Source organism: Phytobacter palmae (assembly GCF_039409775.1).
GTDB lineage: Bacteria > Pseudomonadota > Gammaproteobacteria > Enterobacterales > Enterobacteriaceae > Phytobacter > Phytobacter palmae.
This window is the reverse complement of record NZ_JBCIVJ010000034.1, coordinates 19,025-31,929: the sequence shown is the minus strand read 5'-3', so window position 1 is coordinate 31,929 and position 12,905 is coordinate 19,025. Positions and strand designations below refer to the sequence as shown.

The 12,905-nt window shown below is 51.9% G+C and carries 9 protein-coding genes; all 9 read left to right on the top strand.

The features are described 5' to 3' along the window. The coding region (locus AAIG39_RS23985) for an EF-Tu C-terminal domain-related protein (RefSeq protein WP_001669278.1) at window positions 1–165 on the top strand (165 nt) is incomplete at its 5' end. Window positions 166–393: 228 nt separating this feature from the next. Then, entirely contained in the window at window positions 394–777 is a 384-nt protein-coding gene (gene secE / locus AAIG39_RS23980) for a preprotein translocase subunit SecE (RefSeq protein WP_003033128.1), read from the top strand. 1 nt (window position 778) lies between these two features. Further along, a complete protein-coding gene (gene nusG, locus AAIG39_RS23975) occupies window positions 779–1,324 on the top strand; it encodes a transcription termination/antitermination protein NusG (RefSeq protein WP_001287521.1) in 546 nt (181 codons plus the stop codon). Window positions 1,325–1,465: 141 nt separating this feature from the next. Next, on the top strand, window positions 1,466–1,894 hold the full coding sequence (gene rplK / locus AAIG39_RS23970; protein WP_006688357.1) for a 50S ribosomal protein L11: 429 nt from the start codon (window positions 1,466–1,468) through the stop codon (window positions 1,892–1,894). 3 nt (window positions 1,895–1,897) lie between these two features. Next, the gene (gene rplA, locus AAIG39_RS23965; protein WP_039076861.1) at window positions 1,898–2,602 is read left to right on the top strand and encodes a 50S ribosomal protein L1; all 705 of its coding nucleotides are present in this window, start codon (window positions 1,898–1,900) and stop codon (window positions 2,600–2,602) included. 413 nt (window positions 2,603–3,015) lie between these two features. Continuing rightward, a complete protein-coding gene (gene rplJ / locus AAIG39_RS23960) occupies window positions 3,016–3,513 on the top strand; it encodes a 50S ribosomal protein L10 (RefSeq protein ID WP_002438625.1) in 498 nt (165 codons plus the stop codon). Between the two features lie 66 nt (window positions 3,514–3,579). Next, on the top strand, window positions 3,580–3,945 hold the full coding sequence (gene rplL / locus AAIG39_RS23955; protein ID WP_002884142.1) for a 50S ribosomal protein L7/L12: 366 nt from the start codon (window positions 3,580–3,582) through the stop codon (window positions 3,943–3,945). 320 nt (window positions 3,946–4,265) lie between these two features. Further along, window positions 4,266–8,294 carry a DNA-directed RNA polymerase subunit beta gene (gene rpoB, locus AAIG39_RS23950; protein ID WP_090089037.1) on the top strand — a complete coding sequence of 1,343 codons (4,029 nt, stop codon included), beginning with the start codon at window positions 4,266–4,268 and terminating at the stop codon, window positions 8,292–8,294. A 76-nt stretch (window positions 8,295–8,370) separates the two neighbouring features. Further along, window positions 8,371–12,594, top strand: a complete 4,224-nt coding sequence (gene rpoC / locus AAIG39_RS23945) for a DNA-directed RNA polymerase subunit beta' (RefSeq protein ID WP_090089039.1) — start codon at window positions 8,371–8,373, stop codon at window positions 12,592–12,594. The last annotated feature ends 311 nt before the right edge of the window (window positions 12,595–12,905 follow it).

Here is a 12,905-nt window from a genome sequence, read left to right as displayed (position 1 = left end):
ACCATCGAACTGCCGGAAGGCGTAGAGATGGTAATGCCGGGCGACAACATCAAAATGGTTGTTACCCTGATCCACCCGATCGCGATGGACGACGGTCTGCGTTTCGCAATCCGTGAAGGCGGCCGTACTGTAGGCGCGGGCGTTGTAGCAAAAGTTCTCGGCTAATCGCTGATAACATTTGACGCTAAGCGTAAGAAAAGGGCATCATTTGATGCCCTTTTTGCACGCTCTCGAACCAGAACCTGGCTCATCAGTGATTTTTTTTGTCATAATCATTGCTGAGACAGGCTCTGTAGATGGCGTTAAATCCGAAACGCACCAGAGCATTTCGGTTTGGTTGCCTCGCCTGTGCGGGGCAAAAATGTTTGTCTGATTCTTGTAACAGGTTGGTTTATGAGTGCGAATACCGAAGCTCAAGGGAGCGGGCGCGGCCTGGAAGCGATGAAGTGGGTTGTTGTTGCTGTTCTGTTGCTCGTAGCGATTGTTGGCAACTACCTTTATCGTGACATGATGCTGCCGCTGCGTGCGCTGGCCGTTGTGATTCTGATTGCTGCAGCAGGTGGTGTCGCGCTGTTGACGACGAAGGGTAAAGCGACCGTTGCGTTTGCCCGCGAAGCGAGAACTGAAGTCCGTAAGGTAATTTGGCCTACTCGCCAGGAAACATTGCACACCACATTGATCGTAGCTGCGGTAACTGCGGTTATGTCACTTATTTTGTGGGGACTGGATGGTATTCTGGTTCGCCTTGTTTCCTTTATCACTGGCCTGAGGTTCTGAGATGTCTGAAGCTCCTAAAAAGCGCTGGTACGTCGTTCAGGCGTTTTCCGGTTTTGAAGGCCGCGTAGCGACTTCGTTGCGTGAGCACATCAAATTACACAACATGGAAGAGTTATTTGGCGAAGTTATGGTGCCGACCGAAGAAGTGGTCGAAATCCGTGGCGGTCAGCGTCGCAAAAGCGAACGCAAATTCTTCCCGGGTTACGTACTGGTCCAGATGGTCATGAACGACGCGAGCTGGCACCTGGTGCGCAGCGTTCCGCGCGTAATGGGCTTCATCGGTGGTACTTCCGATCGTCCGGCGCCGATCAGCGATAAAGAAGTCGATGCAATTATGAACCGCCTGCAGCAGGTGGGTGATAAGCCGCGTCCGAAAACGCTGTTCGAACCAGGTGAAATGGTCCGCGTTAATGATGGTCCGTTTGCTGACTTTAACGGTGTGGTCGAAGAAGTTGACTACGAAAAGTCACGCCTGAAAGTTTCCGTGTCCATTTTTGGTCGTGCGACCCCGGTGGAACTGGACTTTAGCCAGGTAGAGAAAGCCTAAAAAAAGGCGATCAAATGTTGCACAAGGCGCGAAGTTGGCATACAATTTCGCGCCTTTTGATTTTATGGGTCCAGTGCCCGTAAAACGTATTTAAACACGGGGAGCCCTTCCGGGCGCTATAACCCAAACGAGGAAATTTCAATGGCTAAGAAAGTCCAGGCCTACGTCAAGCTGCAGGTTGCAGCTGGCATGGCAAACCCGAGCCCACCGGTTGGTCCGGCTCTGGGTCAGCAGGGTGTTAACATCATGGAATTCTGTAAAGCGTTCAACGCCAAAACTGATTCCATGGAAAAAGGTCTGCCGATTCCGGTTGTTATTACCGTTTACGCTGACCGTTCCTTCACTTTCGTTACCAAAACGCCTCCGGCAGCAGTTCTGCTGAAGAAAGCGGCTGGTATCAAGTCTGGTTCCGGCAAGCCGAACAAAGACAAAGTGGGTAAAATCTCCCGCGCTCAGCTGCAGGAAATCGCGCAGACCAAAGCTGCCGACATGACTGGCGCCGACATTGAAGCGATGACTCGCTCCATTGAAGGTACTGCACGTTCCATGGGCCTGGTAGTGGAGGATTAAGAAATGGCTAAACTGACCAAGCGCATGCGCGTGATCCGTGACAAAGTTGATGCGACCAAACAGTACGACATCAATGAAGCTATCTCTCTGCTGAAAGAGCTGGCCACTGCTAAATTCGTAGAAAGCGTTGACGTTGCTGTTAACCTCGGCATCGACGCGCGTAAATCCGATCAGAACGTACGTGGTGCAACTGTACTGCCGCACGGTACTGGCCGTTCCGTTCGCGTTGCCGTATTTACCCAGGGCGCAAACGCTGAAGCTGCTAAAGCTGCAGGCGCTGAGCTGGTAGGTATGGAAGATCTGGCAGACCAGATCAAGAAAGGCGAAATGAACTTTGACGTTGTTATTGCTTCCCCGGATGCAATGCGCGTTGTTGGCCAGTTGGGCCAGGTTCTGGGTCCGCGTGGCCTGATGCCAAACCCGAAAGTTGGTACTGTAACTCCGAACGTTGCTGAAGCGGTTAAAAACGCGAAAGCAGGTCAGGTTCGTTACCGTAACGACAAAAACGGCATCATTCACACCACCATCGGTAAAGTGGATTTTGACGCTGACAAACTGAAAGAAAACCTGGAAGCTCTGCTGGTTGCGCTGAAAAAAGCAAAACCGACTCAGGCAAAAGGCGTGTACATCAAGAAAATCAGCATCTCCACCACTATGGGTGCCGGTGTTGCAGTTGATCAGGCTGGCCTGAGCGCTTCTGCAAACTAATGCCTTTACGTGGGCGGTGAATTTGTCTACAATTTTACCCCCACGTATTCTGTTGAAAGATACAGACGCTATGCGAGTCATTTGAATTGCGGCAAGGCGGCAAGCGAGTGAATCGCCAGGAGCATAGTTAACTATGTGACTGGTGTGAGCGAGAGCAGGCAACGCAGCAGCAGTTCGAAGGACGAAGTCATAGACAAGATTTGTTCGTTGGAGCCTGGCCTATCCAGGCCTCCGTCGAAGACCGCAGGTGTTTCGTAAGAAACTTAATCCCCTGCGTAGACGGTGACAGAACGCTAAGATTATTTTTTGATACTCTGGCTTGTTTCTGCTCACCGTATTCAGACGCTCTTCATTTGAAGAGTGAAGTGAGTTCCAGAACATTTTGTTCTGGCAAACATCCAGGAGCAAAGCTAATGGCTTTAAATCTTCAAGACAAACAAGCGATTGTTGCTGAAGTCAGCGAAGTAGCCAAAGGCGCGCTGTCTGCGGTTGTTGCGGATTCCCGTGGCGTGACCGTAGACAAAATGACCGAACTGCGTAAAGCAGGTCGCGAAGCCGGCGTATACATGCGTGTTGTTCGTAACACCCTGCTGCGCCGTGTTGTTGAAGGTACTCAGTTTGAGTGCCTGAAAGACGCGTTCGTTGGTCCGACCCTGATTGCATACTCTATGGAACACCCGGGCGCTGCTGCTCGTCTGTTCAAAGAGTTCGCGAAAGCGAATGCAAAATTTGAGGTCAAAGCCGCTGCCTTTGAAGGTGAGTTAATCCCGGCATCCCAGATCGATCGCCTGGCAACTCTGCCGACCTACGAAGAAGCAATTGCACGCCTGATGGCAACCATGAAAGAAGCTTCGGCTGGCAAACTGGTTCGTACTCTGGCTGCTGTACGCGATGCGAAAGAAGCTGCTTAATCGCAGTTATCTTTGTAAAGCATCTGCTTACGTATAAACTTATTCTGATATTCAGGAACAATTTAAATGTCTATCACTAAAGATCAAATCATTGAAGCAGTATCCGCTATGTCCGTAATGGACGTTGTTGAGCTGATCTCTGCAATGGAAGAAAAATTCGGTGTTTCCGCTGCTGCTGCTGTCGCTGTAGCTGCTGGCCCGGTTGAAGCTGCTGAAGAAAAAACTGAATTCGACGTAATTCTGAAAGCTGCTGGCGCTAACAAAGTTGCTGTTATCAAAGCAGTACGTGGCGCAACTGGCCTGGGTCTGAAAGAAGCTAAAGACCTGGTAGAATCTGCACCTGCTGCCCTGAAAGAAGGCATCAGCAAAGACGACGCCGAAGCACTGAAAAAATCTCTGGAAGAAGCTGGCGCTGAAGTTGAAGTTAAATAAGCCGACTTTTCTGGTTGAAGCCTGAGAAATCAGGCCGATGGCTGGTGACTTTTTAGTCACCAGCCATTTTGCGCTGTAAGGCGCCAGCAGCATTTCACACTGTTTGACTGCTGGTAGTCCTGACAATGTTTGTTTCTATCGACGACTTAATATACTGCGACAGGGTCCTCGCTCTGTGTAAATCGCAATGAAATGATTTAAGCGTGATAGCAACAGACATTGCGGAAAGTATTCAATTTTCCGGTCAACAAAATGGTGTTGCATAAACTGTCCCTCCGATGGACAGAGTGGGTCGACTTGTCAGCGAGCTGAGGAACCCTATGGTTTACTCCTATACCGAGAAAAAACGTATTCGTAAGGATTTTGGTAAACGTCCACAAGTTCTGGACATTCCATATCTCCTTTCTATCCAGCTTGACTCGTTCCAGAAGTTTATCGAGCAAGATCCTGAAGGGCAGTACGGTCTGGAAGCGGCTTTCCGCTCCGTGTTCCCAATTGCCAGCTATAGCGGCAATTCTGAACTGCAGTACGTCAGCTACCGTCTTGGCGAACCCGTATTTGACGTTAAAGAGTGTCAAATTCGTGGCGTGACCTATTCCGCACCGCTGCGCGTAAAACTGCGTCTGGTGATCTACGAGCGCGAAGCGCCGGAAGGCACCGTTAAAGACATTAAAGAACAAGAAGTGTACATGGGCGAAATTCCGCTCATGACCGACAACGGTACTTTTGTCATCAACGGTACTGAGCGCGTTATCGTTTCTCAGTTGCACCGTAGTCCTGGCGTTTTCTTCGACAGCGACAAAGGCAAAACCCACTCATCTGGTAAGGTGCTTTATAACGCGCGCATCATCCCTTACCGTGGTTCCTGGCTGGACTTCGAGTTCGATCCGAAAGACAACCTGTTTGTTCGTATTGACCGTCGTCGTAAATTGCCTGCGACCATTATTCTGCGTGCACTGGATTACACCACTGAGCAGATTCTTGATCTGTTCTTTGAAAAAGTTGTCTTCGAAATTCGCGACAACAAGCTGCAGATGGAACTGGTGCCGGAACGCCTGCGTGGCGAGACCGCCTCTTTCGACATCGAAGCTAACGGTAAAGTCTATGTAGAAAAAGGCCGCCGTATCACTGCGCGCCATATTCGTCAGCTGGAAAAAGACGAGATTCAGCACATCGAAGTACCGGTTGAGTACATCGCGGGTAAAGTCGCTTCCAAAGACTATGTTGATGAGTCTACTGGTGAGCTGATCTGCCCGGCGAACATGGAGCTGAGTCTGGATCTGCTGGCTAAACTGAGCCAGGCTGGTCACAAGCGTATCGAAACGCTGTTCACCAATGACCTGGACCACGGCCCGTACATCTCTGAGACTGTACGCGTCGACCCAACCAACGATCGCCTGAGTGCGCTGGTAGAAATCTACCGCATGATGCGTCCTGGTGAGCCGCCGACTCGTGAAGCCGCTGAAAGCCTGTTCGAGAACCTGTTCTTCTCCGAAGACCGCTACGATCTGTCCGCGGTGGGTCGTATGAAGTTCAACCGTTCTCTGCTGCGCGACGAAATCGAAGGTTCCGGTATCCTGAGCAAAGAAGACATCATCGAAGTGATGAAGAAGCTCATCGATATCCGTAACGGTAAAGGCGAAGTCGATGATATCGACCACCTCGGCAACCGTCGTATCCGTTCTGTAGGCGAAATGGCAGAAAACCAGTTCCGTGTTGGTCTGGTGCGTGTTGAGCGTGCGGTGAAAGAGCGTCTGTCCCTGGGCGATCTGGATACCCTGATGCCTCAGGATATGATCAACGCCAAGCCGATTTCTGCGGCAGTGAAAGAGTTCTTCGGTTCCAGCCAGCTGTCTCAGTTTATGGACCAGAACAACCCGCTGTCTGAGATTACGCACAAACGTCGTATCTCTGCACTCGGCCCAGGCGGTCTGACCCGTGAACGCGCAGGCTTTGAAGTTCGAGACGTACACCCGACGCACTACGGTCGCGTATGTCCAATCGAAACGCCTGAAGGTCCAAACATCGGTCTGATCAACTCCCTGTCCGTGTACGCACAGACGAACGAATACGGTTTCCTCGAGACCCCGTACCGTAAAGTGACTGACGGTGTTGTAACTGACGAAATTCACTACCTGTCTGCTATCGAAGAAGGCAACTACGTTATCGCTCAGGCGAACTCCAACCTGGATGATGAAGGCCACTTTGTAGAAGATCTGGTTACCTGCCGTAGCAAAGGCGAATCGAGCTTGTTCAGCCGCGACCAGGTTGACTACATGGACGTTTCCACCCAGCAGGTGGTTTCCGTCGGTGCGTCCCTGATCCCGTTCCTGGAGCACGATGACGCCAACCGTGCATTGATGGGTGCGAACATGCAACGTCAGGCGGTTCCGACTCTGCGCGCTGATAAGCCGCTGGTTGGTACCGGTATGGAACGTGCTGTTGCCGTTGACTCCGGTGTAACTGCGGTTGCTAAACGTGGTGGCATGGTTCAGTACGTGGATGCCTCTCGTATCGTTATCAAAGTTAACGAAGACGAAATGTACCCGGGCGAAGCGGGTATCGACATCTACAACCTGACCAAGTACACCCGTTCTAACCAGAACACCTGTATTAACCAGATGCCTTGCGTCTCTCTGGGTGAGCCAATCGAGCGCGGTGACGTGCTGGCAGATGGCCCGTCTACCGACCTTGGTGAACTGGCGCTCGGTCAGAACATGCGCGTGGCATTCATGCCATGGAACGGTTACAACTTCGAAGACTCCATCCTCGTATCCGAGCGTGTTGTTCAGGAAGACCGTTTCACCACCATCCACATTCAGGAACTGGCGTGTGTGTCCCGTGACACCAAGCTGGGGCCAGAAGAGATCACTGCTGATATCCCGAACGTGGGTGAAGCTGCGCTCTCCAAACTGGATGAATCCGGTATCGTTTACATCGGTGCGGAAGTGACCGGCGGCGATATTCTGGTTGGTAAGGTTACACCGAAAGGTGAAACCCAACTGACGCCAGAAGAGAAACTGCTGCGTGCGATCTTCGGTGAGAAAGCGTCTGACGTTAAAGACTCTTCTCTGCGCGTACCAAATGGTGTTTCCGGTACGGTTATCGACGTTCAGGTCTTTACCCGTGACGGCGTTGAGAAAGACAAACGTGCGCTGGAAATCGAAGAGATGCAGCTCAAACAGGCTAAGAAAGACCTGTCTGAAGAACTGCAGATCCTTGAAGCCGGTCTGTTCAGTCGTATCTACGCAGTGCTGGTTTCCGGTGGCATTGAAGCTGAGAAGCTCGACAAGCTGCCGCGTGACCGCTGGCTGGAACTGGGCCTGACCGACGAAGAGAAACAAAATCAGCTGGAACAACTGGCTGAGCAGTATGACGAACTGAAACACGAGTTCGAGAAAAAACTCGAAGCGAAACGCCGCAAAATCACCCAGGGCGATGATCTGGCACCAGGCGTGCTGAAAATCGTTAAGGTTTATCTGGCTGTGAAACGTCAGATTCAACCGGGTGACAAAATGGCAGGTCGTCACGGTAACAAGGGTGTTATCTCTAAGATCAACCCGATCGAAGATATGCCGCACGATGCTAACGGTACGCCGGTAGATATCGTACTGAACCCGCTGGGCGTACCGTCTCGTATGAACATCGGTCAGATTCTGGAAACCCACCTGGGTATGGCTGCGAAAGGTATCGGCGATAAGATCAACGCCATGCTGAAACAGCAGCAAGAAGTTGCGAAACTGCGCGAGTTCATCCAGAAAGCGTATGACCTCGGTGCCGATGTTCGTCAGAAAGTTGACCTGAACACCTTCAGCGATGAAGAAGTACTGCGTCTGGCTGAGAACCTGAAAAAAGGTATGCCAATCGCAACACCGGTATTCGACGGTGCCAAAGAAGCTGAGATTAAAGAGCTGCTGCAACTGGGCGACCTGCCAACTTCCGGTCAGATCCGCCTGTATGACGGCCGCACCGGTGAACAGTTCGAGCGTCCGGTAACCGTAGGTTACATGTACATGCTGAAACTGAACCACCTGGTCGACGACAAAATGCACGCTCGTTCTACCGGTTCTTACAGCCTGGTTACTCAGCAGCCGCTGGGTGGTAAGGCGCAGTTCGGTGGTCAGCGCTTCGGGGAGATGGAAGTGTGGGCGCTGGAAGCATACGGCGCAGCATACACCCTGCAGGAAATGCTCACCGTTAAGTCTGATGACGTGAACGGTCGTACCAAGATGTATAAGAACATCGTGGACGGCAACCATCAGATGGAACCGGGCATGCCAGAATCCTTCAACGTACTGTTGAAAGAGATTCGTTCGCTGGGTATCAACATCGAACTGGAAGACGAGTAATTCTCGCTCAAACAGGTCACTGCTGTCGGGTTAACGCCCGACAGCAGAGTGTGCTAACTCCGACGGGAGCAAATCCGTGAAAGACTTATTAAAGTTTCTGAAAGCGCAAACTAAAACCGAAGAGTTTGATGCGATCAAAATTGCTCTGGCTTCGCCAGACATGATCCGTTCATGGTCTTTCGGTGAAGTTAAAAAGCCGGAAACCATCAACTACCGTACGTTCAAGCCTGAGCGTGACGGCCTTTTCTGCGCCCGTATCTTCGGGCCAGTAAAAGATTACGAGTGCCTGTGCGGTAAGTACAAGCGCCTGAAACACCGTGGTGTGATCTGTGAGAAGTGCGGCGTTGAAGTGACCCAGACTAAAGTGCGTCGTGAGCGCATGGGCCACATCGAACTGGCGTCTCCGACTGCTCACATCTGGTTCCTGAAATCTCTGCCGTCCCGTATCGGCCTGCTGCTGGATATGCCGCTGCGTGATATCGAACGTGTTCTGTACTTCGAATCTTATGTGGTTATCGAAGGCGGTATGACGAACCTGGAACGTAACCAGATTCTGACCGAAGAACAGTATCTGGACGCGCTGGAAGAGTTCGGTGACGAATTCGACGCGAAGATGGGTGCGGAAGCAATCCAGGCCCTGCTGAAAAGCATGGATCTGGAGCAAGAGTGCGAGCAGCTGCGTGAAGAGCTGAACGAAACTAATTCCGAAACCAAGCGTAAAAAGCTGACCAAGCGTATCAAACTGCTGGAAGCGTTCGTTCAGTCTGGTAACAAACCAGAGTGGATGATCCTGACCGTTCTGCCAGTTCTGCCGCCAGATCTGCGTCCACTGGTTCCGCTGGATGGTGGTCGTTTCGCAACGTCCGATCTGAACGATCTGTATCGTCGCGTGATCAACCGTAACAACCGTCTGAAACGTCTGCTGGACCTGGCTGCGCCGGACATCATCGTACGCAACGAAAAACGTATGCTGCAGGAAGCGGTCGACGCCCTGCTGGATAACGGTCGTCGTGGTCGTGCGATCACTGGTTCTAACAAACGTCCTCTGAAATCTTTGGCCGATATGATCAAAGGTAAACAGGGTCGTTTCCGTCAGAACCTGCTCGGTAAGCGTGTTGACTACTCCGGTCGTTCTGTAATCACCGTAGGTCCATACCTGCGTCTGCATCAGTGCGGTCTGCCGAAGAAAATGGCACTGGAGCTGTTCAAACCGTTCATTTACGGCAAGCTGGAACTGCGTGGCCTCGCCACCACCATCAAAGCCGCGAAGAAAATGGTTGAGCGTGAAGAAGCGGTAGTCTGGGATATCCTGGATGAAGTTATCCGCGAACACCCGGTACTGCTGAACCGTGCACCAACACTGCACCGTCTGGGTATCCAGGCCTTTGAACCGGTACTGATCGAAGGTAAAGCTATTCAGCTGCACCCGCTGGTTTGTGCGGCCTATAACGCCGACTTCGATGGTGACCAGATGGCTGTTCACGTACCGCTGACGCTGGAAGCTCAGCTCGAAGCGCGTGCGCTGATGATGTCTACCAACAACATCCTGTCTCCGGCGAACGGCGAACCTATCATCGTTCCGTCTCAGGACGTTGTTCTGGGTCTGTACTATATGACCCGTGACAAAATCAACGCCAAAGGCGAAGGCATGGTGTTGACTGGCCCGAAAGAAGCGGAACGTCTGTACCGTTCTGGCCAGGCTGAGCTGCACGCTCGCGTTAAAGTACGTATCACTGAGTTTGAAAAAAATGCTCAGGGCGAATTTACGTCTAAAACCAGCCTGATCGATACGACTGTTGGTCGTGCGATTCTGTGGATGATCGTGCCTAAGGGTCTGCCGTTCTCTATCGTGAACCAGCCGCTGGGCAAAAAAGCGATCTCCAAAATGCTGAACACCTGTTACCGCATTCTGGGCCTGAAACCGACCGTTATCTTTGCTGACCAGACCATGTATACCGGTTTCGCGTATGCAGCACGTTCTGGTGCCTCTGTTGGTATCGACGATATGGTTATCCCGGCGAAAAAAGCCGAGATCATCGCCGAAGCAGAAGCAGAAGTTGCTGAGATTCAGGAGCAGTTCCAGTCCGGTCTGGTAACCGCTGGCGAACGCTACAACAAAGTTATCGATATCTGGGCCGCGGCGAACGATCGCGTATCGAAAGCGATGATGGATAACCTGCAGACTGAAACCGTTATTAACCGTAAGGGTGAAGAAGAGCAGCAGGTTTCCTTTAACAGCATCTACATGATGGCCGACTCCGGTGCGCGTGGTTCTGCGGCACAGATTCGTCAGCTGGCAGGTATGCGTGGTCTGATGGCGAAGCCGGATGGCTCCATTATCGAAACGCCGATCACCGCGAACTTCCGTGAAGGTCTGAACGTACTCCAGTACTTCATCTCCACGCACGGTGCGCGTAAAGGTCTGGCGGATACCGCACTGAAAACCGCGAACTCCGGTTATCTGACGCGTCGTCTGGTTGACGTCGCGCAGGACCTGGTTGTGACCGAAGACGATTGTGGCACGCTGGAAGGTATCACCATGACCCCGGTTATCGAGGGTGGCGATGTTAAAGAGCCGCTGCGCGATCGCGTACTGGGTCGTGTGACCGCTGAGGACGTTCTGAAGCCGGGTACGGCGGATATTCTTGTTCCGCGCAACACCCTGCTGAACGAACAATGGTGTGACCTGTTAGAAGTTAACTCCGTTGACTCTGTTAAGGTGCGCTCCGTTGTATCCTGTGACACCGACTTTGGTGTATGTGCGCACTGCTACGGTCGTGACCTGGCGCGTGGCCACATCATCAACAAAGGTGAAGCTATCGGCGTTATCGCGGCACAGTCCATCGGTGAGCCGGGTACACAGCTGACGATGCGTACGTTCCACATCGGTGGTGCGGCATCTCGTGCGGCTGCTGAATCCAGCATCCAGGTGAAAAACAAAGGTAGCATCAAGCTCAGCAACGCGAAGTCGGTTGTGAACTCCAGCGGTAAACTGGTTATCACTTCCCGTAACACCGAGCTGAAATTGATCGACGAATTCGGTCGTACCAAAGAGAGCTATAAAGTGCCTTACGGTGCTGTTATGGCGAAAGGTGATGGCGAGCAGGTTGCCGGCGGTGAAACCGTTGCAAACTGGGATCCACACACCATGCCGGTTATCACCGAAGTGAGCGGTTTCATCCGCTTCACTGACATGATTGACGGCCAGACCATTACTCGTCAGACCGACGAGCTGACCGGTCTGTCATCTCTGGTGGTTCTGGATTCTGCTGAACGTACTACCGGTGGTAAAGATCTGCGTCCGGCACTGAAAATTGTTGATGGTCAGGGTAACGATGTTCTGATCCCAGGCACTGATATGCCTGCTCAGTACTTCCTGCCAGGTAAAGCGATTGTTCAGCTGGAAGATGGCGTACAGATCAGTTCTGGTGATACCCTGGCGCGTATTCCGCAGGAATCTGGCGGTACCAAGGATATCACCGGTGGTCTGCCGCGCGTTGCGGACCTGTTCGAAGCACGTCGTCCGAAAGAGCCGGCAATCCTGGCTGAAATCAGCGGCATCATTTCCTTCGGTAAAGAGACCAAAGGGAAACGTCGTCTGGTTATCACCCCGGTAGACGGTAGCGATCCGTACGAAGAGATGATTCCGAAATGGCGTCAGCTCAACGTGTTCGAAGGTGAACGTGTAGAACGTGGTGACGTGGTTTCCGACGGTCCGGAAGCGCCGCACGACATTCTGCGTCTGCGTGGTGTGCATGCTGTGACTCGTTACATCGTTAACGAAGTTCAGGACGTATACCGTCTGCAGGGCGTTAAGATTAACGATAAACACATTGAAGTTATCGTTCGTCAGATGCTGCGTAAAGCCACCATCGAAAGCGCAGGCAGCTCCGACTTCCTGGAAGGCGAACAGGTTGAATACTCACGCGTCAAGATCGCTAACCGCGAACTGGAAGCGAACGGCAAAATCGGTGCGACCTTCTCGCGCGATCTGCTGGGTATCACCAAAGCGTCTCTGGCAACCGAGTCCTTCATCTCTGCAGCATCGTTCCAGGAAACAACTCGTGTCCTGACCGAAGCCGCTGTTGCAGGTAAACGTGATGAACTGCGCGGTCTGAAAGAGAACGTCATCGTGGGTCGTCTGATCCCGGCGGGTACCGGTTATGCGTACCATCAGGATCGTATGCGTCGTCGTGCAGCGGGCGAACTGCCAGCTGCACCGCAGGTAACTGCTGAAGATGCGTCCGCGAGCCTGGCAGAACTGCTGAACGCAGGTCTGGGCGGTTCCGACAACGAGTAATCGTTGCTGACACGTTAATGTAAGTTAAGCTGCACCCCAAAGGTTGGGTTCCAACTGAATAAGGTGCAGTTTTTTTTGCCCTTTTTATGCCCGCGTTTCCTTTCTCCCTTCTCTGTCACACCGTCACTGAACCTCCAGATCCAATAAGTAAAATCACAGATTAATTAAAATGAAATGGTGTTTTAGTTGTGTTCGTCACAATTTCTTTTCCTCCGTTTGTTAAAATACGCACCGTTAGCAAGTATTTACCCGGAACATTTTCGTGACCAGAAATAAGGGGCTTTATTTTCAAATCCTGATAGTAAGTCTTA

What these genes read in the sequence shown, in the direction of transcription:
- rplJ (WP_002438625.1), top strand. Translation starts at nt 3,016, where the DNA reads ATGGCTTTAAATCTTCAAGACAAACAAGCGATTGTTGCTGAAGTCAGC.
- rplA (WP_039076861.1), top strand. Translation starts at nt 1,898, where the DNA reads ATGGCTAAACTGACCAAGCGCATGCGCGTGATCCGTGACAAAGTTGAT.
- rplL (WP_002884142.1), top strand. Translation starts at nt 3,580, where the DNA reads ATGTCTATCACTAAAGATCAAATCATTGAAGCAGTATCCGCTATGTCC.
- rplK (WP_006688357.1), top strand. Translation starts at nt 1,466, where the DNA reads ATGGCTAAGAAAGTCCAGGCCTACGTCAAGCTGCAGGTTGCAGCTGGC.
- rpoB (WP_090089037.1), top strand. Translation starts at nt 4,266, where the DNA reads ATGGTTTACTCCTATACCGAGAAAAAACGTATTCGTAAGGATTTTGGT.
- secE (WP_003033128.1), top strand. Translation starts at nt 394, where the DNA reads ATGAGTGCGAATACCGAAGCTCAAGGGAGCGGGCGCGGCCTGGAAGCG.
- nusG (WP_001287521.1), top strand. Translation starts at nt 779, where the DNA reads ATGTCTGAAGCTCCTAAAAAGCGCTGGTACGTCGTTCAGGCGTTTTCC.